Genomic DNA, 23462 nt, shown 5'->3' with positions numbered 1-23462 from the left:
CAACGGCTGCGGCGGCGTCCACGGCGGGCAAGTGGGGTGCCCGAGGGGGTGATCTGCCCCGTGCCCGAGCGGTGTGGCCGGGGTCACCGTCGGGCTCCGTCGGACGCGATGAGGCGCACCGACCACTCGGGAGATCCCCCTCCCCGACCCGCAGGAGGCTCGATGAGCACTTCGACTGCCACGCCTGACGTCGACGTCGTCGTCATTGGCGCAGGGTTCACCGGCATCTACGCGATCCACAGGTTCCGTGACCGGATGGGCCTGACGGTCCACGGTTTCGACGCGGCCGCCGACGTCGGCGGCACCTGGTACTGGAACCGCTACCCCGGAGCACGGGTGGACATCGAGAGCGTCCACTACTCCTACTCCTTCGACGAGCAGCTCCAGCAGGAGTGGCACTGGACCGAGCGGTTCCCGGCGCAGCCGGAGATCCTGCGCTACCTCAGCCACGTGGCGGACCGGTTCGACATCCGCAAGGACGTCACCTTCGGGGTGCGGGTCACGTCAGCGACCTGGGACGACGACGCCTCCTTCTGGCGCGTGACCACGGACGACGGCGCGGTGACCACGGGGCGCTACCTCGTCTCCGGCGCGGGCACGCTCTCGGTGCCGAAGGTGCCCGACTTCCCCGGGGTCGAGACCTTCGCCGGTCGCACGCTGCTCACCGGCAACTGGCTGGAGGACGTCGACCTCACCGGCCAGCGCGTCGGCATCATCGGCACGGGGTCCAGCGGCATCCAGGCGATCAGCGAGATCGCCAAGCAGGCCGCGAGCCTGACGGTGTTACAGCGCACCCCGAACTACGCGACGCCGATCGGCAACCACTCCACCGACCCCGAGCAGGAGGCCGCGGAGAAGGCCGCCTACTCCGACATCCGCGCGAAGTCGCGCAACCACTTCCTCGGGGTGCCGTACGACGAGGTGCAGCCCTCGGCGCTGGCGGTCTCCCCCGAGCAGCGGCGCGCGGTCTTCGACGACCGCTGGAACAAGGGCGGCTTCCGGCTGTTCATCGACAGCTTCGCAGACCTGCTGCTGGACAAGGCCGCCAACGACACCGCCGCCGAGTACATCCGCGAGCGCATCCGCGAGCGCGTGCAGGACCCGGCGACGGCCGAGCTGCTGTGCCCGACCGGCTACCCGTACGGCACCAAGCGGCCTCCGCTGGAGACCGACTACTACGAGGCGTACAACCGCGACACGGTGACGCTGGTGGACGTCGCGGCCAACCGCATCGACGCCGTGATGCCCCAGGGCGTGCGCCTGGCCGACGGCACGGTGCACGAGCTCGACGTGCTGGTGCTGGCCACCGGGTTCGACGCGTGCACCGGCCCGCTGCTGGCGATGAACGTCACGGGGCGCGACGGCCTGCGGCTGGCGGACTCCTGGGCGGACGGGCCGCAGACCTACCTCGGTCTCACCGTGCACGGCTTCCCCAACTTCTTCATGGTCACCGGCCCGCAGAGCCCGTCAGTGCTCTACAACATGCCGCTGGCCATCGAGGACCACGTCGACCTCATCGGTGACGTGCTGGCGCACCTAGCGGAGAGCGGCCACACAGTGGTCGAGCCGAGCGCCACGGCGCAGGACCAGTGGGTGGCCGAGACGAACGCCCTGTCGGAGATGACGCTGCTGCCGACATCGGCCAGCTCCTGGTACATGGGCGCCAACATCCCCGGCAAGCCGCGCCGGGTGCTGGTGTACCTCGGTGGTGCGCCGCGGTACCGGGCCATCTGCGAGGACGTCAAGGCCGGCGGGTGGCGCGGGTTCGCCGTCGCCGACAGCTCGCGCGGTCTGGAGACGGCGACACCGGGCCAGGAGCTGGACCCGTGCTTCATGTTCGTGGCGGAGACGCTGCGCCAGCAGCAGTTCCCCGGCTTCCGGGCCGCCGGTGTGGAGACGGCACGGGCGGTGGTCGACTCCTTCGTCGGCATGCAGGCCCCGCCGCAGCGGGTCGCCGCGGTGAGCGAGCACTCCTACGGCCCCGACCCGGAGCAGCGGCTGCGGGTGTACCGGCCAGACGTCGACGGCGACGACGGGCTACCTGTGCTGTTCTACGTCCACGGCGGCGGCTTCATGGCCGGCGGTCTCGACGTCGTCGACGAGGTGGTCCGTGACCTCGCCGTCCGCACGCGTTCGGTGGTGGTGTCCGCCACCTACCGCCGTCCCCCGGAGCACCGCTTCCCCGCTGCCCACGACGACGCGAGCGCCGCTCTGCGCTGGACCGTGGGGCACGCCTGCGAGATCGGCGGTGACGGGCACCGGATCTCGGTGGCCGGTGACTCCGCCGGGGGCAACCTCGCCGCCGCGGCAGCCGTGCAGGCGGTGCGTGACGGCGTGCACCTCACGTCACTGCTGCTCGTCTACCCGCTGGTCAGCCCGACGGCGCAGACGGCATCACGGGAGCAGTTCGCGAAGGGGTACGTCATCGAGCTCGACGACCTCGCCTGGTTCGGCGAGCAGTACACCTCCTCCGAGGCCGACGTGCGGGACCCGAGGCTCGCCCTGGACACCCTCACCGCGGCCGACCTGGCGGGGCTGCCGCCGACGCTCGTCATCACCAACGAGTGCGACACGCTGCGCGACGAGGGCGAGGCCTTCGCCCAGCAGCTGCGGGCGGCCGGTGTGGACGCCCGCGCGCAGCGCTTCGAGGGCCTCGCGCACGGAGCGTTCTGGATGTCGCTGGCGGTGTTCGGGTGCTCCGACCAGCGCCAGGCAGCCGCGGACTTCCTCGTGGCGCAGGCAGCTCGCGACCGCGCGCCGGCGCTCGCCTGACGGGTTCGGGGCCGGTGGCCGCGCGTCCATGATCACGCCCGGCCCCCCGGTTTCGCGGCGGTCAAGGAAGTTCTGCACGGAGACCGTGAAGCTGTGCAGAACTTCCTTGATCGTCACGTCGGTGTCAGGGGGTGAGGAGGCGAACGCTGGCGCGCACCGGGCCCGTCACCTCGACGGCAGCAACGGCCGTCAGGGCGAGATCGCTGCTGGCCGCGGCGCGCCCGTCGCTGGTGAACACCTCGACGATGCCGGTGTCGACGTAGACCTCTGCCCACTCCACCTGCGATGCCTCGGGCGTCCAGGTGCCGTCGACGAGCACGTCAGTGGTGGACCGAGCGAACACCGCTAGGTCCACCGAGGTGCGGTGCCCGTCGGGCCCCACGAGCACGAGACTGCCCTCGACCAGGGATGCACCGCCATCCACCTCGAGCCGCACGACCAGCGCTCGCACCGGCTGAGGGAGCTCCCCGACGACGACGTCGCCCGCCAGGTCCGTGATCTCCGCCGTCGGCGTCTGGTGCAGCCGTCTGCCGACCACGCTCCAGCGCCGCGGCAGCGACTGCGCGCCGACGCTGGAGCGGCCGACGATCGCCGGGTCGTCCTGGGTGCGCAGCCAGCCGAACGCGATGCGGCGGCCGTCCTGCGCGGTGTACGACTGCGGCGCGTAGAACCGCGAGCCGAGGTCGAGCACGCCCCGGCGCTGAGGCACGAAGCGCGCAGCGCCAGCGCGACGAGCTCCGCCGTCGTCGTCCTGCTCCAGCCGACCTGTCAGCCACAGCGCTCCGGAGGAGTGGTGCAGCTCCGCGTCGGCGTCCTTGGAGTACCAGGAGAGCACCACCACCAGCTCACCGCCGTCGGCGGTGAACACGTCGGGGCACTCGAAGACATGCGCGTCGAGCCCGGCAGCGGCGGCGTCGAGGAAGACGCCGTCGTAGGTCCACGCCCGCAGCTCCGGGTCGGAGCTGGTGTAGGCGAGCAGGCGCCCGGCGCCGTCGTGCCCCGCGGTGCCGGCGGCGACCACCTGCAGCAGCCCCTGTCCGCCGTCGCCGTCGCCGCCATCTCCACCGAGGGGCAGCACGGCGTGGTCGCGCCAGTCGGTGAGCGGCGGGTCGAGCGTGGGCCAGTCGGCGATGACGGGCTCGTCGTCGACCTGCCACGCAACCAACGACGCGTCGGAGGCGACCGCACGCACCGCCGCCGCCCGCTGCGGGCCGCCGAGCTCCGGCGGCTGGACCCCGGTGTACAGGACGGCGGTGCGACCGTCAGCCAGGCGCACCGCGCACCCCGACCAGCAGCCGCCGGCGTCGGCGGCCCCGGGGCGCGATGTCAGCGCCGTCGGGTGCTCGGTCCAGTGGACGAGGTCGGTGCTGGTCGCGTGGCCCCACCGCATGACGCCGAAGGTGGGGGCGTCGGGGTTGTGCTGGAAGAAGAGGTGGTGCACGCCGTCGACCTGGGTCAGGCCGTTGGGGTCGTTCATCCAGCCCGTGGTGGGCGTGAGGTGCAGGAGGGGCCGGGTCACCGCCCCATCCAAGCCTGCCCGGGAAAGCTCAGCCGACCTTGGGGCGGGCCGTGGGGACGACGGCGATCGGCCCGGGCACGAGCCGCGCCCATCCCACGCCGGTCCAGACGTGGCTGGCGCGTCCGCTCCAGCTGCCGCACCGCAGGTCGATGACCTCGTCGGCCGGCACGTCAGGGTCCAGGTAGAGGTGGCCGGGCATGGGCTGCTGCACGACGTCGAGGGCGTGCGCACCCCGGCTCCCGGGAGCCTTCGGGCGCCCCGGCGCGGGGGCGAGCATGGGGGGTGCGGCGTCCGGAGAGACCTCGCCGCGAGCACGGCGGAGGCGCGGGAGGCGCGGCGTGCGGAGGGGGCGGTCGGAGCGGGTCACCGGAAGACCATAGATCGCACTGCGTGATCACTTGGGGCAACTCGGGGCAACACGCCGCGGCGGGAAGGGAGCCGTGACGCGGCTGTGATCTTCCTGTCACCACGCAGCGTCACCCTTCCGTCAGGCGCCGTTCCAGCAGCTCGACCAGGGCGATGGAGTCTCCGTCGCGCCCTCCACGACCCCACACGAGCGGCGGATCGCTGGGCGAGATGCGCACCCCGCGCAGGCGTGCCACGAGGCGCTCCGCGCCGGTGAGTGGCACCGCGAGCAGGTAGAACGCGCCGTCCTCCCCCACCCCGGCGCGGCCGTCGCGGCGCAGCACCCAGCCCTGCACGCCCGTGCGGTACCGGGTGCCGGCGGCGTCGACCACGCGTAGCTCCTCGGTGGGAAGCCCCGCGGCGCGCGCCCGCTCCACGAACTCCCGGACCTGCCCCCGAGCGGTCTCGGTCTCGGCGGCCTCCGCGCGGGCGAGCCGGTCGGCTTGGGCGGCCGCAGCGTCGCGCCGCCGCGCCACCCACGCCTCGTCGCGGCCGTCGCCGCCGTCGCGCTGGCCCGAGGTCTCCACGCGGTCATCCTCGCCCGCCCGCCACCAGGGCCCCATCGGGAGCATGATCGGCGCGTGCGCAGCATCCGGGTCCTGACCGTCGCCGTCGTCGTCGCCCTCGTCGTGCTGGGCGGGCTGGTGACCCGGGCGCTGGTCGCCGGCCCACCAGCGGGGTTCGGCTGGTCCGCGTACACACCGGACCCTCAGATGGACGTGTTCGGAGGCGACGGCAGTCCGCTCGTGGTGGTGGGGCGGGGCGAGGCCGTCGCCGTGGTGGTGGCGGCCGTGGTGCTGGCCGCCGCGACCGGGCTGCTCGGCTACGCGCTGGGACGCCGCCGAGCAGCCGGTGCTGGCCGGCGCTGACCAGCACAGACCCGGCGCGGAATCAGTGACCCGCCCCGCTGAGGCGCGCCGGGATCATCCGCCACGCGATGACCGCGGCCACGGCAGTGAGCGCAGCGGCGCTCAGCGATGTCACCTGCATGGCGTGGACGAAGGCCTCACGCGCCGCCTCGAACACGGCGCCCTCGGCACCCGCGGCGCGGGCACCGGCCAGGGAGTCACCCGCGGCGGCAGCGACAGCAGCATCGGTACCCACGGGCAGTTCGAGCCCCACGCGGTAGACGATGCCCAGCAGCGAACCGAGCACGGCGATGCCGAGGGCGGCCGCCAGCTCGTACGCCGTCTCGGAGATCGAGGAGGCGGCGCCGGCGCGGTCGGACGGCACGGCACTGACGACGGCGTCGACGGCCACGGTCTGGCTGAGCCCCACGCCCAGGCCGATCGGCACGAGGGTGAGCGCAAGCCACAGGTAGCTCGACGCACCCTCGGCCAGCGCGAGGAGCACCAGCCCGAGTGAGGCCGCGAGCAGCCCGACCGCCGCGGTGCGCCCGGCACCGAGCCTCGGCAGCACCACGCCGATGACGGCGACGGCGCCGATCGCGGAGAGCATGAGCGGGGTCTCCTGCAGCCCCGCCTGCAGCGGGCTGGAACCGCGCGCCAGCTGCAGGTACTGCGAGAAGAAGAACAGCAGCCCCATCAGCGGGAACACCGAGGCGAAGTTCACGGCCACCGCACCGGAGAAGGCCCGGTTGCGGAACAGCTCCACGTCGATGAGCGGGTGCGCCAGCTGGCGCTGACGGCGCACGAACGCCACCAGACCGAACACGCCGATGGCGGCGGAGAGCAGCACCACGGCGTCCGGCCCCTCGTGGGCGAGGTGCTTGATGGCGTACACGGCGGCCACCAGGCCGACCAGCGAGAGCGCCACCGAGCGCAAGTCGATCGGGCCCGGGGTGGGGTTCTTCGACTCCGGCAGCAGCCACGCACCGGCGACGAGCAGCACGGCGACCACCGGCACGTTGATGAGGAACACCGCGCCCCACCAGAAGTGCTCGAGCAGCGCCCCGCCGACCAGCGGACCGAGCGCGGCACCACCGGAGGCACCGGCCGACCAGAGGGCGATGGCGAGGGTGCGCTGCTTCGGCGCGGTGAAGATGCTGCGGATCAGCGACAGCGTGGACGGCATGAGCGTGGAGCCGGCCACACCCAGCAACAGCCGGGCCGCGATGAGCGCCTCGGGCGTGGGCGAGAACGCCGCGAGCAGCGAGGCCCCACCGAACGCCGCGGTGCCCACGAGCAGCAGGCGCTTGCGGCCGACCCTGTCGGCCAGGTTGCCCATGGTGACGAGCAGGCCCGCGAGCGCCAGGGAGTAGACGTCGCCGATCCACAGCACCTGGGTGGACGTGGCGCGCAGGTCCGCCGTCAGGGCGGGGACGGCGAGCGCCAGCACGGTGGCGTCGACAGCGAGCAGGACGACGGCGAGCACGAGCACACCCAGTCCGCCCCACTCGCGCCAGCCCGCGGCGCCCTGCGCGACCTGCGTCTGCGCGGTCGGGTGCTGGGTGGGCTGTGCCTGGTGCGCGTCGAGCGCCGGCGTAGCCATCGTCGTCATCCTCCATCAAGAAACTGCACTGACTGGTCAGTACAGTAACTGTCGACGTCGGGGAGCTGTCAACCGGACGCGCCCACGGAAGGGCACAGTGACCCCATGGGGCGCACCACCGGCAGGACCTCCGGACAGACGCAGCAGCAGGTGTTGCGCGCCGCCGCCGAGGTGGTCGCCGAGCGCGGCGGCAGCGCGGGCCTGGAGGAGATCGCCTCCCGCGCCCAGGTGACCAAGGGCGGGCTGCTCTACCACTTCGGCAGCAAAGAGGCGCTCCTGCATGCCGTGGCGCAGCAGCTCCTGGACGACTTCACCCGCGACGTCGAGGCGGCCCTGGCCGCCGAGGACGGCATCGACGGCTCTGATGACGGGGCTGACGACGGGACTGACGACGGGACTGACGACGACGGCGGGGCGCGCACGCCCGGCCGGCTGACGCGCGCCTACGTCCGGGCGACCTTGGCGGCAGCGGCCGACGCCGAGCGCACGCGCCGCGCCACCACGCTGCTCGTGCACCTGCAGACCGACCCGGCCGTAGCCGCGATGATGCAGGCCGACGCGGAGCGGTGGCGCGAGCGACTACTCACCGACGGCCTCGACCCCCTGGTGGCGACACTGGCGATCGCCGCGGCCGACGGCATCTGCATGGCACCGCTCTACGGCGACGCCCCCCTCGTCGATGACAAGGACCGCGTGCTCCAGGCCATCCTGGACCTCACCCGCCGCCCACCCCGTCCGTGATCATGGGCGTCCGCCACCCTTTCCCGCCGTGATCATGGACTTCCGAAGCGCAATCCAGCGTGATCATGGACGTTCTGCACACCTGCTGATGCGCATCGCCACCATCACACCGAGGAAGGCCGCCACCGCAGGTGGTTCGATGCCACCGTGAGCACCCCCGACGTCGCCCCCTCCCCGGACGGCCCGCGCGTGGTCAGCGCCAGCCGGGACGTCGCGGCCGACGCGGCGACGCTCTTCGAGCTCATCGCCGACCCCGCCCAGCAGCCCCGCTGGGACGGCAACGACAACCTCGCCCAGGCGGCGCCCGGACAGCGCGTCACGGCGGTCGGCCAGGTCTTCCGGACCACCCTCACCAAGGGCAGCGTCCGCGAGAACCACGTCGTCGAGTTCAGCGAAGGACGGCGCATCGCCTGGAACCCTTCCGAGCCGGGCGCCGAACCGCCGGGGCACCTGTGGCGGTGGGAGCTGGAGCCGCTGGGGCCCTCGCTCACGCGCGTCACGCACAGCTACGACTGGTCGCAGCTCACCGACCCGCAGCGGCTCCCCCGGGCCCGCGCCACCGGCCGGGAGCAGCTGCTCGCCTCCATCGACAGGCTCGCAGCCCTCGCGCAGCGCACCTGACTCTCCCATCGACCCCCTGCACTCAGGGCAGCGTCAGCTTCGCGTTGTCGCCGCCGGAGTACGGCTGTCCGGTGAGCTTGGCCTTGGCGAAGCTCAGCGCCGTTGCGAGGCGACCGCCGGGGCTGTCCCAGAACTCCGCGGAGTCGCCATCGACGTGGAGGAGGACGATCCCGTCGTCGTCCTTCCCGTCCGGGAACCACGCCTCCACCACCGGGTTCCACAGCTCGCGCTTCTTGGTGAGGTCGCGGACCACGGACGCCCGGCCGGTGAGGGAGACCCAGCTGTCGTCACCGGAGAAGGTGACGTTGACCTGCGGGTCGCGGGTGAGGTGCTCCACCTTGCGGGAGCCGGCCTCGGCGAAGAACCACAGGTCACCACCGAACTCCGCCTGCTGCACGGCCATCGGTCGGCTGATGAGCGTGCCGTCGGGGGCGGTGGTGGTGAACATCGCCTGCCGTTCGTCGGCGATGAGCTCGGAGAGCTTGGCCGTCTGGGCACCGTCGTCGTCGAGGTTCATGACCGCTCCCTACCCCGCCGATGATGCTCCACCCTGATCAGCACGACCACGCTGCGCTGCGTCGAATTGAAGGGCGGCGACCAGTCACGGCCCCCGCAGCGTGCGCTGAACGGCCCGGCGTGGAGCGTTCCGCTGCGGAAGTACGGGGCCTACCGTGATCGCATGTTCGGTGTCGGCTTCCCGGAGTGGGGCTTCCTTGCGTTCGTCCCGCTGCTGTTCTGGGCGCTCGTGCTCACGGGGCTGTACTGGACGGTCCGCATGGCCGTGCGGCACGGCCTGCTCGACGCGCGCCGCCGGCAGCTCCCGCCGGGGTCGGGCGCCCCTCCGACGAACGGGGTGTGACCGGTGCTCTTCGACAACCCCGCCCTGCTGCTCGTCGGGTTCGCTGCGCCACTCGTGCTCGCGGCGCTCGTGCTGTTCGGGCTCTACTGGGTGGTGCGCCTCGCGGTGGGACACGGCGCCGCCGACGCCGACCGCACCCTCGGGGGCGACACCGCGGGACCACCTGCCGGCTCGGACTACGGAGCTGACGGCTGACGGCTGACGACAGGTCGCTCTTCGTGCTGGCTGCCGGGCCGGGTGGGGATTCGCCGGCTCGACCCTGCTGACGTGCTCGGAGACGATGGCGGGATGTTTCCCGTACCCGAAGGCGTCCCCACCCTGCTGCTCGCCGCCGTACCGGTCGCGGTGCTGGCCGTGATCGTCGTCAACCTCGTCGTGCGGAGCCGCCGCGGCGAGTTCGGACGCGACGCGGGCGGCCGTCGACGCGCCCCGTGGTTGTGGCCGGTACTCATCGGCGTCGGCGCCTTCGCCGTCCTCAAGCTCGTCACCGACCGCTGAACCCGTCACTCCCCTCCCCCTGCCGCACTTTCCGCGGCACGTGCGCCACCCGGTGCCGGGGAGCCGCACATGCCGCGGAAAGTGCGAGAAGACGTGCGAGGGGGTCAGGCCTCGACGGAGACGTCGGACAGGGGCTTGGAGCAGCAGAGCAGCACCTTGCCCATCTTGATCTCGCGCGGGCGGATGCCGCCCTGGTGCTGCATGTCGACCTCGCCGTCCACGAGGGTCGTCTTGCAGGTGCCGCACACACCCTCGCTGCACGAGGACGGCGGGGTGAGGCCCGCGCGGAACGCCGCCTCGAGGATCGTCTCGTCGCGCCCGCAGCGGATGGTGCACCCGCTGCGGGTGAACGCCACGGCGAACCCCGTCTCGGTGTCCGCGGAGGCACCGTCGGCCGCGCCGGCGGAGTCAGCGGAGGCGTCGGCCACCCGCTCGACCTCGGTGGCGTCCAGGGAGAGCTCCCCGTTCGCCCCCTCTGAGGACGACGACGGCGCGTCGGCCAGGTCGAGCCGCTCGAAGCTGAACGTCTCCTGGTGGTACTTCGCCTCCGGGAGCCCGGCGGCGAGCAGCGCGGCGCGGACGGCCTCCATGTACGGCGGGGGGCCGCAGACGAAGACCTCGCGCTCGGCGTAGTCGGGTACCGCCGCAGTGAGCATCGGGCCGTCGAGCTGACCGGTGAGCCCCGACCAGCTCGGTTCGTCACCGGCGCTGGCCACCACATGCTGCACCCGCAGCCACGGGTGCAGCGCCTCGAGGGCCTCAAGCTCCTTGCGGAAGATGATGTCCGCCGGGGTGCGGGCGCTGTGCACGAAGACGACGTCGGCGTCGCGGCCGAGGTCGGCCAGGGTGCGCGTCATCGACATCAGCGGGGTGATGCCGCTGCCGGCGGACAGGAACAGGTACTTGTCCGCGGGGTGGCGGCTGGTGGAGAACACGCCCAGCGGGGGCTGCACCCGCAGCGCGGTGCCCGGACGCACGGTGTCGTGCAGCCACGGGGAGACGACGCCGCCGGGCTTGCGCTTCACCGTGATGGACAGGGTGTGCGGGCGCGTCGGCGGGGAGGAGACGGTGTAGGAGCGCAGCACCTCGGTGCCGTCGATGTCGAGGCGCAGGGTGATGAACTGCCCCGGCTCGAAGTGGAACAGGTGCGCGTCCGGCGAGGCGAAGGTGAAGGTCTTGACGTCGTGGGTGACGTCGAGCACCGCCTGGCACACCAGCAGTGACTCGTCTTCGGCGTCTCCCCAGGTGGCCAGTCCGGCGGGGTGCGGCGGACAGTGGGCCTGGTGATGAGGAGAGCGCGTCTCGGCGACGGTGGCGGAGCTCATGCGCTGGCCTCCACACCCAGGTGCTCGCGCAGGCGCGTGACGTACCAGTTGACGAAGCCCTCGACCTGGTCCTCCACCATCGAGTACGGACCGGGCACGTAGCTCGGGTCGCTGCAGCCGATCTGGGTGTTGGTCACCAGCACGCGGTCCTGGTCGTTGGTGGCGTTCCACACGGTGCACAGGGACTCGAGGTCGTAGTCCACGCCCTCCTCCGCGTCCGGGTGCACCAGCCACGTGGTGCGCAGCACGCTGGTGGTCGGCGAGGTCGGCATGACCGAGAAGACCACCGCGTGGTCACCGAGGAAGTGGAACCAGCTGTTGGGCTGCATGTGCAGCGACAGGTCGCCGAAGGCGGCGTCCTTGACCTCTCCGATGAGCTTGGAGCAGACCGCGGCACCGTTCGCCGCGAACGACTTGCCCTCGCCGTCCAGCGGCAGGTGGGAGAGCTGGAAGCCGACCACGCGGGTGTCGAGCTGCATGTGGTCCTGCAGGGGGGTGCCCTGCTCCTTGCGCTTTTCTTCCAGCGCCTCGGCGGCTGCGGTGTAGCGGTCGTAGAGGGGCTTGAGCCGCGGGGTGATGTCCTCTGCGTCGTAGGCGAAGATCGGGAAGTAGGCGCTGATGAGCTCCGGGTGCCCGTCGCAGTGGTAGCACTCGCGGTTGTTCTCCATGACCAGCTTCCAGTTGCCGGCCTCGGGCAGGTCGACCTGGCGAGCCACCTTGGCCTTGTCGAGCTGGTACGGCAGCAGGTGCGGCTCGACGATCTTGGCGACCTCGTCGAAGTCCTCCGGGGCGTCCTGCGCGAGGCAGATGAAGACCAGGCCCGCGAGGTTGCGCACGTGGACCTTGCGCAGGGAGAAGCAGGTCTTGTCGAACGTCGGCGGCTGCGACTCGGCGTGCAGCAGCGAACCGTCGAGCGCGTAGGTCCAGCGGTGGTAGGGGCACACGATGTTGCCCACGAAGCCCTTGTCCTCCAGCAGGCGGGACCCGCGGTGGCGGCAGACGTTGTGGAAGGCGGCGATCTCGTCGTCGTCGTCGCGGACCACGATGACCGAGGCCTTGCCGATGTCGACGGTGACGAAGTCACCGGCCTCGGGGATCTCGGCCGCAGTCGCCACGAAGATCCAGTTCTTGCTGAAGATGACGTCGATGTCGAGGTCGTAGATCTCGGGACTGGTGTAGAAGCCACCCTCGAGGCTGTAGCCCTTGCGACGGCGCGCCACGAGCTCGGCGGCACTGGCACCAAGGGCGGGGGCGCTGTCGGCCGGGGAGACCGGGGCGCTCGCGGAGGTCGGCGGCGTGAGCTGGGTGGTCATGGGACGTCCCTTCGAGACCGGATTCTTCAGGGTGTGGAGCTGCGGAGCTGACTGGCGCGGATCAGGTGGTACTGGTGACTCAGGGGCAGTGCTGATGTGGTCCGGGTCTCATCGCAGCACCCTTGCCGCGCGAGTTTCGTTCAGTGAAACTGTTTCGCTCTGTGGTCCGGCAGATCTTTCGCCCCCCCCAGAGTGGCTGTCAAGAGGGTGACGCGCGATCCACGGCGAGTCATCGGCGGGCCTCTCCCCGACACGCCCACCCGGCCCTACTGTTCCGGGATGCGGAACGACGACGGCGGTGGCGGCGCGCCTGGGAGCGGCCCGCGGGAGGCCACGGTGCAGTCGGTCGACAGGGCCGTCTCCCTGCTCCAGGCCCTCGCGGCTCACGGCCCGTCCGGCCTCACCGACCTGGCCGCCGGCGTGCGGATCCACAAGGCGACCGCCTTCCGCCTGCTCGCGACCCTGGAGGCGCGAGGCCTGGTCCAGCAGGACGGCGACCGCGGCCGCTACCGCCTGGGTCCCTCCGCGGGACAGCTCGCGGCGGGCGCGGCGGGCGCCCACGACGTCGCCGTACTGTGCCGGCCGTTGTGCGCACAGCTGGCCGCCGAGGTCGGCGACACGGTGAACCTCGTGGTCAGTGACGGCGCGCAGATCACCACGGTCGATCAGGCGACCGGAAGCGCCATCGTCGCGAGCACGGACTACGTCGGGCGCCGCGGCCCGCTGCACGCCACGGCCGCCGGCAAGGTGTTCCTCGCCGAGTGGCCGGCGCAGCAGGTGGCCGACCTGTGCGACATCGGACTGGAGCGGTTCACGGAGCACACCCTCGTCGACCTCGCGGCCCTGTCCGCGGACCTCGAGCAGGTCCGCGCCCGCGGGTGGGCCGTGGCGCAGGAGGAGCACGAGGCGGGGCTCGTGGTGGTCGGCGCACCCGTGCGGGGCGCCGACGGCAGCGCCGTGGCAGCGCTCACGGTCGGTGGCCCCACCTACCGCATGACGGCCGAGGCGCTGCCGGTCATTGCCGATCGGCTGCTCGAGACGGCGGCGCGCGCCTCCTGGCGCCTGGGAGCGGTGAAACCCGGCTGAGCCGGAGGTCGTCAGACCCCCGGCCCAGCCGGCCCGCACCACATCGCCACACGCTGGACGCTCGTCCCGCGGCTCTCGCCCCGAGGAGATCAGTCGGCGACGCCGACCTTCTCCGTCTCGGGTAGCTGCACCGAGCGAGGCGCGGTCGCCTGGGGCGCCGCACCGTTCCGCCGACCCGCCGCCGGCGGCACGGCCGGGAACTGGCCGGTGACGGGGGCGCGGTCACCCTTGAGGTCCTTCAGGAGGGCCCAGCACAGCAGCACCATCACCACGAGGAACGGCGTCGCCGCGATGATCGTGAGGTTCTGCAACGCCTGCAGGCCGCCGGCCTGGAGCAGCACGATAGCCACCAGGCCGGTGAGGGCTCCCCAGGCGGCCGTCAGCCAGCGGCGGGGCTCGTCGTCACCGTGGCTCGACAGCGACGCCATGACGATGCTCGCGGCGTCGGCACCCGACACGAAGAAGATCGCCACGAGGGCCACCACGAGCAGCGACGTGAAGCCCGACCAGGGGAACAGTGCCAGGAGGTTGAACATCTGGGTGGTCTGGTCGGAGATGCCTTCCAGGTCGAGAGCACCGGTCAGCTGGGCGTTGATGGCAGTGCCACCGAAGACCGAGAACCAGATGAGGCTCACGAGGGTCGGGATGAGCATGACGCCGATGACGAACTCGCGAATGGTGCGACCGCGGGAGATCTTGGCGAGGAACGCGCCCACGAAGGGCGTCCAGGACATCCACCACGCCCAGTAGAAGATCGTCCAGCCGGACAGCCACTCCTGGCCACCGAAGACACCAGTGCGCAGCGACATGTGCGGCAGGGCCGTGAGGTAGTTGCCGGCGGCGTTGGGGGCCATGTCGAGGATGAAGACCGTCGGACCGACGACGAAGAGGAAGAGCAGGAGCAGCCCGGCCAGCACCATGTTGGTGTTGGACAGAATCTTCACGCCCTTCTCGATGCCGCTGACGGCGCTGATGATGAAGCACAGGGTCAGGACGACGATGATCGTGATCTGGACGCCGGTGCCCGAGGCCACGCCGAACACGTGAGACAGGCCGCCGTTCATCTGGGCAGCACCGAGACCGAGGCTGACGGCGGACCCGAAGACGGTGGCGAAGATGGCCAGCACGTCGATGGCCTTGGCGGCGCCGCGGCCACGGGGGCCGCGCAGCAGCGGGGCGAACGCCGCGGAGAACCCTCCGGGACGGCCCTTGCGGTAGCTGGAGTAGGCGAGCGCGAGACCGACCACGGCGTAGATGGCCCACGGGTGCAGGCCCCAGTGGAACAGCGTGTACTGCATCGCCTGGTCGGCGGCCGCGGGCGTGCCCGGCTCGACGCCGCCCTCCGGCGGCGTCATGAGGTGGGTGACGGGCTCGGTGACGCCATAGAACATGAGGCCGATGCCCATGCCTGCGGAGAACATCATGGCGATCCAGGAGGCGCGGCTGAACGCCGGGCGCTCGTCGTCTCGGCCCAGCCGGATGCGGCCGGTGCGGCCGAAGGCCAGCACCAGGGCGAGCACCACGAAACCGGTGGCGCTCACGGCGAAGGCCCACCCGAGATTGGTGGTGATCCAGCTGAGCGCGTCACCGCTGGTCTTGGCCAGCTGGTCCGGCACGGCGATGCCGACGGCACACAGCGCTACCACCACCACGGCCGAGATGGTCAACACGGGCTTGTCGATGGGCAGCTTGCGGTGTTCGAGCGGAGGAGCTCCGTGATCGAGCGACATGGTGTGGTCCTCTCACGTCAGGCCCGCGGGCCTGGTCCAGGTGGAGCGGGCACGTGCACCCTAGAAGCGGCACGGGCAACTCTGCCGCGTGTGATCTAGATGTAACAGAATCACTGATGCATCAGTTGCCCGTCAAGTGCCTGAAGCACGCGACGCGCCCGCTCCCCCTGGCTCGGTACCGGCTCAGCCCTTCCCGGGCACGCTGCCCTCTGCGTGGCTCGCGTGGCTCGCGTGGCTCGCGTGGCTCGCGTGGCTCGCGAGCACACCCGAGCGGTGCCGCAGCCGCGCCCGGTAGTACAGGGCGCCGCCTCCGACGACCACCACGATGAAGAGCACCGCGCCGTACTGCAGGTACCAGTGGTACGGCTCGGAGGCGTTGTAGACCTCGCGACGCGGCCACAGCAGGTTGGTCATCATCGCCACACCCCAGAGGACCGCCAGCACGTTGACCGGCAGGCCCCAGCGGCCCAGGGAGAACGGCGCGCGGGTGCCGTCGGGGAGGGGCCTCGGCCACGTCCCGCGCAGTCGGGCCACCAGCAGCGACACCGTGACCACGAGGTAGGCGAGGTAGATCATGCCGACCGCCAGGCTGGTGATGACCGTGAAGATCTGGGGCTGACCCACGTTGACCACCAGCACCACCAGCGCGAGCACCCCGACCACCACGGCCGGCACCACGGGCGTCTTGAAGCGGGGGCTGATGTGCGCCAGCTGCTCGGCGAACGGCAGGTTGTTGTCGCGGGCCATGGCGAAGGCCATCCGCACGGTGGCGGTGTGCACGGCCAGGGAGCAGACCAGGACGGCGACGACGACGCACGCGAGGAACGGCACGCCGAAACCGCCGCCCACCGTGGTGAGCACGAGGTGCTGCAGGCCGCCGGAGGCGTCGCCGATGAGCGGGTCGTCGAGGTCCGGCGCCGACATGAGTGCGAGCAGCAGGATGAGCCCGCCCAGCACGAACGAGGCGACGACGGCGCGCAGCACCGCCCGCGGCGCCGTGCGACGCGGGTCCTTGGTCTCCTCGCCGAGGGAGCTGGCGGTGTCGAACCCGTACATGACGTACCCGGACGCCAGCGCCGCCACGAGGAAGGCGCCGAAGTAACCGCCCGGGTGGTCGACGCCGATGCCGCGGGTCTCCAGGACGACGCCTGGCCCGCGCTTCACGTGCAGCGCCAGCAGGATGATGATCGCGACGGCGGCGATGAGCTCGATGAAGACGCCCGCGGAGTTGATGCGGCTCATGAGCTTGACGCCGAAGGCGTTGACCACGGTGGTGAAGACGATGACGACCCCACCGAGGATGACGGCGTTGAGGGCGTAGTCGACCGGGTCGTCAGCGGACCCGACGAACTGGAAGCCCGACCACAGTTGCGGCAGCGTCAGCTGGAAGGCCAGCACCACCGCGGACAGCGTGACGATCGAGGCGATGAGCATCGTCCACCCGGCGACCCACGCGACCGTCGGCGAGGCGAGCTGCTTGGTCCAGTTGTAGAGCGACCCCGCCACCGCGAAGCGGCTGGAGAGCTCGGCAAAGACAAGCGCCACGAGCAGCTGGCCCACGAAGACCATCGGCCATGACCACAGGTAGGCGGGCCCGGCCGTGCCGTAGCCGAAGTAGAAGAGCTGGAACGTGCCCGTGAGGATCGAGATGTAGCTGACGCCCGCGGCGAAGCTCGCGAAGGAGCCGATGCTGCGCTCGAGCTTGGGGGCATAGCCGTACTCGTCGAGCCCGTGACTGTTAGCACTGTTTGCACTGTCAGAGCTGGAACTCGAGCCCGCCGGGGAACTGGTGCTGATGCTGATGCCCGGACCTGAGCTGGGGCTCGTGCTGATGCTGATCGGGCTGGCGGTGGTGCTTTCTCCTCGTGTGGTGCTCACCGGGACCTCCTCGGTCCGTCGGCGCCGGTGGTGCGTGGTCCGGCGCGGCTGCTGGGTGGCTGGTGGTGCTGGATGGAGCGCTTGCGGCGGAGCCCGGTCAGCCGGTGAACCAGTCGGCGGGCTTCGGGGCGGCGTTCCGCCAGACGTGCTTGCTCTGGCGGTACTCGGCCAGGCCCTCGGGGCCGAGCTCGCGGCCGTTGCCGGACCGACCCCACCCGCCCCACTCGGCCTGGGGGACGTAGGGGCCGAAGTCGTTGATCCACACGGTGCCGTGACGCAGGGCTGCGGCAACGCGCTCGCCGCGGGCGACGTCGGCGGTCTGAACCCCGCCGGCCAGGCCGTACGCGGTGTCGTTGGCGAGCGCGACGGCCTCGGCCTCGGTGCGGAAGCGCTCGACGGTGAGGATCGGCCCGAAGGTCTCCTCCTGGACGATCCGCATCGACCTGTCGCAGCCGTCGAAGACGGTGGGCTCGTAGAAGAAGCCCGTCTGCAGGTGCTCGGCCGCCGGGCGCTTCCCGCCGGTGAGCAGCCGGGCGCCCTCGGCCAGCCCGAGCGCTACGTAGCCCTCGACCTTCTCGCGGTGAGCGGCCGAGACCAGCGGACCGGACTCGCTCGAGGGGTCCAGCCCGCTGCCCAGGCGGATGCGGCGAGCCCGCTCGACTACTCCGGCCACCAGCTCGTCGGCGATCGACTCCTCGACGATGAGCCGGGTGCCGGCGGAGCACACCTGCCCGGAGTGCAGGAACGCGCCGGTGAGCACGAGGTCGACGGCCGTGGCGAGGTCGGCGTCGGCGAACACGACGTGCGGGTTCTTACCGCCGAGCTCCACCGTGACGCGCTTAACCGACTCCGCCCCTGCCCGCAGGATGCGCTGGCCGGTGGCCAGGCCGCCGGTGAAGGAGACCAGGTCGACGTCGTCGTGCTCGGTGAGCGCCGGACCGACCGTGGGGCCACCGCCCAGCACGAGGTTGACGACGCCGTCCGGCACGCCCGCCTCCGCGAGCAGGCGGACCAGGTGCACGGTGCTCAGCGGCGTCACCTCGCTGGGCTTGAGCACGGTCGTGCAGCCCGCGCCGAGCGCTGGGGCCACCTTCCACGCGATCTGCAGGAGCGGGTAGTTCCAGGGGGCGATGAGCGAGCAGACCCCGACGGGAGCGTGGACGACGCGGGAGACGACGTCGTCGCGGCCGACGTCGACCGTCCTGTCGACGTCGACCAGCACCTCGTCGGCGTAGTAGCGGAACACCGCCGCGACGTCGTCGACGTCGATCCGGCTCTCCGCGAGGGTCTTGCCGGTGTCGAGGGTCTCGGTGTGCGCGATCTCCTCCTTGTCGCGCTCGAGCAGCTCGGCGGTGCGCCGCAGGATCTTCGACCTGTCGTCCACGGGGGTGGACGGCCAGGCGCCGTCGTCGAAGGCGCGTCGCGCCGCCGCGACCGCCGCGGCCGCGTCGTCAGCGGTGGCCTCGTCGACCGCTGTGAACGCCTGGCCGGTGAAGGGGTCGATGACGTCGCGCGTCCCGCCGTCGCCCGAGGCCCGCCAGGAACCGTCGATGAACAGGTCCGGCACGGCTCAGACCTCCAGCGCCGTCTGCAGGGCGGTGGGCTGGGCGGTGGGAGTCGCGTTGCGCGGGTCGCCCTCGGGGTAGAGGGGCATGCCGTCGCGGTAGCGGTAGAAGGGCACGTGGAGGGGCGGCAGCGGGGTATTGCCGGCGATGAGGTCAGCGGCCTTCTCGGCCATCATCATGATCGGCGCGTAGATGTTGCCGTTGGTGACGTACGGCATCGCCGAGGCGTCCACCACCCGCAGGCCCTCGGTCCCGTGCACCTTCATGGTCAGCGGGTCGACCACGCTGTCCGGACCGGTGCCCATCTTGGCCGTGCACGAGGGGTGCAGCGCCGTCTCGGCGTCCTTCGCGACCCAGTCGAGGATCTCCTGGTCGGTCTCCACCGACGGTCCGGGCGAGATCTCGCCGTCGCTGAAGGCCGCAAACGCCGGCTGCTCGAGGATGGTGCGGGCGGCGCGGACCATCTCGATCCACTCGCGGCGGTCGTTATCGGTGGACAGGTAGTTGAACCGGATGGCCGGGTGCTCCAGCGGGTCCTTGCTCTTGATCTTCAGGCTGCCTCGGACGTCGGAGTACATCGGGCCGATGTGCACCTGGTAGCCGTGCACCGAGGCCGGCTTGGACCCGTCGTAGCGCACCGCGACGGGCAGGAAGTGGAACATGAGGTTGGGGTAGTCGACGCGGTCGTTGCTGCGGATGAAACCCGCCCGCCTCGAAGTGGTTGGACGCGCCCACGCCGGACTTGAAGAACAGCCACTCGGCGCCGATGCGGGGCGCGCGGGTCTTGCTGAGCCACGGGCCGAGCGAGACGGGCTGCTTGCACGCGTACTGGACGTAGACCTCGAGGTGGTCCTGCAGGTTCTGGCCGACCCCGGGCAGGTCGACGACGCTGCGGACGCCCACCGCGGCGAGGTCGGAGGCATCACCGATGCCCGCGAGCTGCAGCAGCTGGGGCGACCCGAACGCGCCGCCGCACAGCACGACCTCCCCGGCCATCGCGGTGCGCTTCAGCTTGCCGCCCCGCAGGTAGTCGACGCCCACGGCGCGCGTGCCCTGCATGCGGATGCCGGTCACCGTCGAGAGCGTGTGGACCGTGAGGTTCTTGCGGTCCATCACCGGGTGCAGGTAGGCGCGGGCTGCGCTGAGGCGCTTGCCGTGGCGCACGTTCCTGTCGAAGGGCGCGAAGCCCTCCTGGCGGTAGCCGTTGACGTCGTCGGTGAGGGGGTGCCCGGCCTGCTGCACGGCCTCGAAGAACGCGCCGAACAGGGGTGAGTTGGCCGGGCCGCGCTCCAGCTCCAGCGGGCCCGAGCCGCCGCGCCAGGCGTCCGCGCCGGCCAGGCAGTTCTCCATGCGCTTGAAGTAGGGGAGCACGTGGGCGTAGTCCCAGGTCTCCATGCCCGGGTCGGCGGCCCACCGCTCGTAGTCCAGCGGGTTGCCCCGCTGGAAGATCATCCCGTTGATGCTGCTGGAGCCTCCGAGCACCTTGCCGCGGGCGTGGTAGACGCGACGCCCGCCCATGTGGGGCTCCGGCTCGCTGGAGTACTTCCAGTCGTAGAAGCGGTTGCCGATGGGGAACGGCAGCGCCGCCGGCATGTGGACCAGCGGGTCGATCGAGAAGTCGCTGCGGCCCGCTTCCAGCACGAGCACGGAGGTGGAGGGGTCGGCGCTGAGGCGGTTGGCCAGCGCGCAGCCGGCCGACCCTCCTCCGACGATGACGTAGTCGTAGTGCTTGGCCACGGATGCCTCCGGAGTGGTTGCTGATGATCAGTGCTGAACGGTCAGTGCTGATGGGGGGAGCTGGTCGCCTCGGTGAGGACCTCGGCGAGGTGGGCTTCGATGACGTGCCGGGTCTCCTGCTCGCTGTGGAGCAGACCCGCGCGGCGCGCGGCGTCGGCGTCGCCACGGGCGATGGCCTCGACGATGGCGGTGTGGTGCTCGACGGCGGCCGCCGTGGGGAGTTCGCCGTCGACGGCGTGCCACAGCAGCGGGGAGACCTCTCCGCGCACCTGCACGCTCGCCGCGGTGAGCCGGCGCGACTGGGCGGCCCCGGCGATGGCGATGTGCAGGCGACTGTCGGCGAGGCGCAGCTGCTCCAGGCTGGCGGCCGAGACGAAGGCCGTGGCGAGCTCGCGCAGCCTGTCGATGTCGGTCGCATCGGCCCGTTCGGCTGCCAGTCGGCACGCCGAGGCGGTGATGCTGCCGGACAGGTCGCCGAGGTCGCGCAGCCACTCGGTGCTGAGGCCGCGCAGGCGCGCGGCGACCTCCTCCCGGGAGACGGCGGAGGCGTCGGCGACGAAGCTCCCGCCGCCGTTGCCGCGGCGGGTGGTGATGATGCCGCGCTCGCGCAGGATGGCCAGCGCCTGACGCAGCTGGAGCACGGTGACGCCCAGCTGCTCGGCGAGCTCGCGCTCGGGAGGCAGGCGCGTCCCGGCGCTGAGCAGCCCCACGCAGACAGCCGTCTCCAGCTGGGCGGCCACCTGCTCGGCCCGACCACCAGCACCACCGGCGCCGCCACCAGCGCCCCCGGGAGCGGCGGGAGCGCTCGGGACGAGACCGGTGACCAGACCCAGCGGTGCGGGAAGGAGGGTGTCGCTGCTCACCGCTGCTCCAGGGCCACGAGGCGCCAGGAAGAGAGGCCGGGCACGGCGGACGGCACCGCCACCTCGACCTGCACGTCGTCCTTGAGCTGCTGCGGCATCCGCGAGCCGGAGGTCAGCAGCGCCGTGTTGGACACCACCACCCGGTCGTTGCTGGCCACGAGGGCCAGCGCCGGCGAGCGCCGGCCCACCGCCCGCAGGAAGGTCGCCTCCAGCCACGCCATGTCGAGGTCTCCCCCGACGACGACCTCCTTGCCCTCGGCCAGCAGCAGCGGCTCGACGAGGGTGGTGGTGTACACGTCGCAGCCCCCCGCATCGAGGTACGGACCCACCACCACCTGGCCGCCCACCTCCAGCGGGGCGCGGAACCACGGGCGGGACTGATAGTCGTAGAAGCCCAGTGCGCTGGGGTCGAGCACGTACTTGGCGAACGCGGCCCGGCCCGACGGCCCGCGGCGCCACCACTCCATCCAGCGGTCGGCGTCGGCGAGCACGCCCGTGCACACGGCGACACCGATGCCCTCCAGCGGATTGGGCTCGGGAGCAAGCACCTGCTGGAACAGCGGGTGAAGAGCAGAGAAGGACGACGTCGAGGGCGCTCCCCTGCCGGTGGTCAGCACCTGGGCTGCGCGGTCCCGGACGAGCTCGACGGCGTCGAAGGCCGCGTCGACGGCGCTGCCGAGCTCCTCGCCCGTGCGCCGCAGCAGGTCGGTGACCTCAGCGCGGTCCATGCACACCTCCGGTGGGCTGTCGATGACAGGGGACGTCGGGGATGGCGCCGTCGATGCAGTCATCAAGACCGCGGGATCGAGGGCGTCGGCTGCTCCAGCAGCTTCAGAACTTCTACTTCGAAGTTTCGAATCCGAATGTTTCACGCGCGTCTCCTGGCGGTCAAGGCCTCATCACGGCTCCCTCACCGCGCCGGCCCGCCCTCCTCCGGCCCGTCCTCCTCCGCCACGATCAAGGACGTGCGCGCCACAACGGCATTGCCCCCGCCTGCCGCGTGCGCGCAGCGCCAGGGGCCCGTCGACCGCTCCAGCCCCTCGTCGTCGTCCTCATCCCCAGCGGCCCAGGCCAGCGGCGTGGCTCCCTGCACGTCGTGGCGCTGAGGTCCTTGATCGTGGCAAGAGGGGACCGAGGCGACCCCGGGTCGGTGACGTCCAACCCGGAAACGCCGACGAGCCCCCGCCCGGATGGGCGAGGGCTCGTCGAGAGGTGCTGTCAGAGACTCAGCGGAAGACGACGGTGCGGTGACCGTTGAGCTGCACGCGCTGCTGGCAGTGCCACTTCACCGCGCGCGACAGCGCGAGGGCCTCCGCGTCACGCCCGACCGTGGCCAGCGAGGCCGGGTCGTGCGTGTGGTCGATGCGGATGACCTCCTGCTCGATGATCGGCCCCTCGTCGAGGTCGGGGGTGACGTAGTGCGCCGTGGCGCCCACGAGCTTCACGCCCCGGTCGAAGGCCTGGTGGTACGGCTTGGCGCCCTTGAAGCCCGGCAGGAAGGAGTGGTGGATGTTGATGGCGCGCCCGCGGAGCTTGCGGCACGCGTCGTCGGAGAGCACCTGCATGTAGCGGGCGAGCACCACGAGGTCGGCCTCGTGCTCGGCCACCAGCTCCAGCAGCCGCGCCTCGGCCTCCGGCTTGGTCGCAGCCGTGATCGGCACGTGGTGGAACGGCAGGCCGGCGGCCTCGGCCATGGGGCGCAGGTCCTCGTGGTTGGACACCACGGCCACGAGGTCACCGCCGAGGGTGTCCGAGCGCCAGCGGAAGATGAGGTCGTTGAGGCAGTGACCCATCTTCGAGACCATGACGAGCACCCGCTGGCGCTCGCCACCGCTGAAGGTGACGTCCATGCCGTACTTGTGCGCGATGGGCGCGAAGGCCGCCTGGAGCTGTGCCACGTCGACGGTGCCGTCCACGCTGGAGAACGCGGTGCGCGAGAAGAGCCTGCCGGACAGGGCGTCGTCGAACTGCTGGTGCTCGACGATGTCGTGGCCCTGCTGGTACAGGAACGACGTCACCGCGTGGACGATGCCGGGCTGCTGCGGACAGCTCAGCGACAGGACGGCGGTGCGGGTGGTGCCGGGGGTGCGTGTTGCGGC

22 protein-coding genes and 1 pseudogene are annotated in these 23462 nt (G+C 71.6%); 8 read left to right on the top strand and 15 right to left on the bottom strand.

What is annotated here, in order from left to right:
- Nucleotides 1-162: 162 nt before the first annotated feature.
- Nucleotides 163-2772 carry a flavin-containing monooxygenase gene (locus tag BXY45_RS08080; RefSeq protein WP_109773824.1) on the top strand — a complete coding sequence of 870 codons (2610 nt, stop codon included), beginning with the start codon at nt 163-165 and terminating at the stop codon, nt 2770-2772.
- A 124-nt stretch (nt 2773-2896) separates the two neighbouring features.
- On the opposite strand, the gene BXY45_RS08075 is transcribed toward BXY45_RS08080, so the two are convergent.
- The 3 genes from BXY45_RS08075 to BXY45_RS08065 form a co-directional block, all read right to left on the bottom strand.
- Nucleotides 2897-4291, bottom strand: a complete 1395-nt coding sequence (locus BXY45_RS08075; RefSeq protein WP_109773823.1) for a glycoside hydrolase family 32 protein — start codon at nt 4289-4291, stop codon at nt 2897-2899.
- A gap of 28 nt (nt 4292-4319) precedes the next feature.
- Nucleotides 4320-4658 carry a hypothetical protein gene (locus BXY45_RS08070; protein ID WP_109773822.1) on the bottom strand — a complete coding sequence of 113 codons (339 nt, stop codon included), beginning with the start codon at nt 4656-4658 and terminating at the stop codon, nt 4320-4322.
- 109 nt (nt 4659-4767) lie between these two features.
- Nucleotides 4768-5223 (bottom strand): hypothetical protein, encoded by a 456-nt coding sequence (locus BXY45_RS08065; RefSeq protein ID WP_211319352.1) that lies wholly within the window; start codon nt 5221-5223, stop codon nt 4768-4770.
- Nucleotides 5224-5277: 54 nt separating this feature from the next.
- On the opposite strand from BXY45_RS08065, the gene BXY45_RS23170 reads away from it, so the two are divergent.
- Complete coding sequence (locus tag BXY45_RS23170) at nt 5278-5565, top strand: hypothetical protein (RefSeq protein WP_170131377.1); 288 nt, start codon at nt 5278-5280, stop codon at nt 5563-5565.
- A gap of 22 nt (nt 5566-5587) precedes the next feature.
- On the opposite strand, the gene BXY45_RS08055 is transcribed toward BXY45_RS23170, so the two are convergent.
- Entirely contained in the window at nt 5588-7147 is a 1560-nt protein-coding gene (locus BXY45_RS08055) for an MFS transporter (RefSeq protein ID WP_109773821.1), read from the bottom strand.
- A gap of 105 nt (nt 7148-7252) precedes the next feature.
- Here BXY45_RS08055 and BXY45_RS08050 point away from each other — a divergent pair, with 105 nt between their 5' ends.
- Nucleotides 7253-7888, top strand: a complete 636-nt coding sequence (locus tag BXY45_RS08050) for a TetR/AcrR family transcriptional regulator (RefSeq protein WP_109773820.1) — start codon at nt 7253-7255, stop codon at nt 7886-7888.
- Between the two features lie 147 nt (nt 7889-8035).
- The gene (locus BXY45_RS08045; RefSeq protein ID WP_109773819.1) at nt 8036-8509 is read left to right on the top strand and encodes an SRPBCC family protein; all 474 of its coding nucleotides are present in this window, start codon (nt 8036-8038) and stop codon (nt 8507-8509) included.
- 22 nt (nt 8510-8531) lie between these two features.
- On the opposite strand, the gene BXY45_RS08040 is transcribed toward BXY45_RS08045, so the two are convergent.
- Nucleotides 8532-9026 (bottom strand): pyridoxamine 5'-phosphate oxidase family protein, encoded by a 495-nt coding sequence (locus tag BXY45_RS08040; RefSeq protein ID WP_109773818.1) that lies wholly within the window; start codon nt 9024-9026, stop codon nt 8532-8534.
- Between the two features lie 162 nt (nt 9027-9188).
- Here BXY45_RS08040 and BXY45_RS08035 point away from each other — a divergent pair, with 162 nt between their 5' ends.
- The 3 genes from BXY45_RS08035 to BXY45_RS08025 all read left to right on the top strand — a co-directional run bounded on the left by BXY45_RS08035 (nt 9189) and on the right by BXY45_RS08025 (nt 9866).
- A complete protein-coding gene (locus BXY45_RS08035) occupies nt 9189-9368 on the top strand; it encodes a hypothetical protein (RefSeq protein ID WP_146211130.1) in 180 nt (59 codons plus the stop codon).
- 3 nt (nt 9369-9371) lie between these two features.
- Nucleotides 9372-9563 (top strand): hypothetical protein, encoded by a 192-nt coding sequence (locus tag BXY45_RS08030; RefSeq protein ID WP_109773816.1) that lies wholly within the window; start codon nt 9372-9374, stop codon nt 9561-9563.
- 72 nt (nt 9564-9635) lie between these two features.
- Entirely contained in the window at nt 9636-9866 is a 231-nt protein-coding gene (locus tag BXY45_RS08025; protein ID WP_170131376.1) for a hypothetical protein, read from the top strand.
- Nucleotides 9867-9970: 104 nt separating this feature from the next.
- Here the strand turns inward: BXY45_RS08025 and BXY45_RS08020 are convergent, their stop codons facing one another.
- Both BXY45_RS08020 and BXY45_RS08015 read right to left on the bottom strand, forming a co-directional pair.
- Nucleotides 9971-11191 (bottom strand): FAD-binding oxidoreductase, encoded by a 1221-nt coding sequence (locus BXY45_RS08020; RefSeq protein ID WP_109773814.1) that lies wholly within the window; start codon nt 11189-11191, stop codon nt 9971-9973.
- Nucleotides 11188-12504 carry an aromatic ring-hydroxylating oxygenase subunit alpha gene (locus BXY45_RS08015; RefSeq protein WP_109773813.1) on the bottom strand — a complete coding sequence of 439 codons (1317 nt, stop codon included), beginning with the start codon at nt 12502-12504 and terminating at the stop codon, nt 11188-11190. The genes BXY45_RS08020 and BXY45_RS08015 overlap by 4 nt, the downstream gene beginning before the upstream one ends.
- 279 nt (nt 12505-12783) lie before the next feature.
- Between BXY45_RS08015 and BXY45_RS08010 the strand changes: the two genes are divergently transcribed.
- On the top strand, nt 12784-13590 hold the full coding sequence (locus tag BXY45_RS08010) for an IclR family transcriptional regulator (RefSeq protein WP_211319350.1): 807 nt from the start codon (nt 12784-12786) through the stop codon (nt 13588-13590).
- A gap of 89 nt (nt 13591-13679) precedes the next feature.
- Here BXY45_RS08010 and BXY45_RS08005 read toward each other — a convergent pair whose 3' ends face one another.
- From BXY45_RS08005 to purU, 8 genes and pseudogenes are all read right to left on the bottom strand, one after another.
- Entirely contained in the window at nt 13680-15320 is a 1641-nt protein-coding gene (locus BXY45_RS08005) for a BCCT family transporter (RefSeq protein ID WP_109773812.1), read from the bottom strand.
- Between the two features lie 183 nt (nt 15321-15503).
- The gene (locus tag BXY45_RS08000; RefSeq protein ID WP_109773917.1) at nt 15504-17117 is read right to left on the bottom strand and encodes an APC family permease; all 1614 of its coding nucleotides are present in this window, start codon (nt 17115-17117) and stop codon (nt 15504-15506) included.
- Nucleotides 17118-17295: 178 nt separating this feature from the next.
- On the bottom strand, nt 17296-18765 hold the full coding sequence (locus BXY45_RS07995) for an aldehyde dehydrogenase family protein (protein ID WP_109773811.1): 1470 nt from the start codon (nt 18763-18765) through the stop codon (nt 17296-17298).
- Nucleotides 18766-18768: 3 nt separating this feature from the next.
- A pseudogene (gene betA, locus BXY45_RS07990) lies at nt 18769-20500 on the bottom strand (choline dehydrogenase).
- 41 nt (nt 20501-20541) lie between these two features.
- On the bottom strand, nt 20542-21363 hold the full coding sequence (locus BXY45_RS07985) for a FadR/GntR family transcriptional regulator (protein WP_109773810.1): 822 nt from the start codon (nt 21361-21363) through the stop codon (nt 20542-20544).
- Nucleotides 21360-22091 carry a cache domain-containing protein gene (locus tag BXY45_RS07980; protein WP_109773809.1) on the bottom strand — a complete coding sequence of 244 codons (732 nt, stop codon included), beginning with the start codon at nt 22089-22091 and terminating at the stop codon, nt 21360-21362. Before BXY45_RS07980 ends, BXY45_RS07985 begins: the two co-directional genes overlap by 4 nt.
- Nucleotides 22092-22273: 182 nt before the next feature.
- A complete protein-coding gene (locus BXY45_RS07975) occupies nt 22274-22456 on the bottom strand; it encodes a hypothetical protein (protein WP_109773808.1) in 183 nt (60 codons plus the stop codon).
- A 133-nt stretch (nt 22457-22589) separates the two neighbouring features.
- Nucleotides 22590-23423, bottom strand: a complete 834-nt coding sequence (gene purU / locus BXY45_RS07970) for a formyltetrahydrofolate deformylase (RefSeq protein WP_211319372.1) — start codon at nt 23421-23423, stop codon at nt 22590-22592.
- Nucleotides 23424-23462: the final 39 nt, after the last annotated feature.

Source organism: Quadrisphaera granulorum (genome assembly GCF_003149145.1).
GTDB classification, from domain to species: domain Bacteria; phylum Actinomycetota; class Actinomycetes; order Actinomycetales; family Quadrisphaeraceae; genus Quadrisphaera; species Quadrisphaera granulorum.
This window is presented reverse-complemented; position numbering and strand designations above follow the sequence as displayed.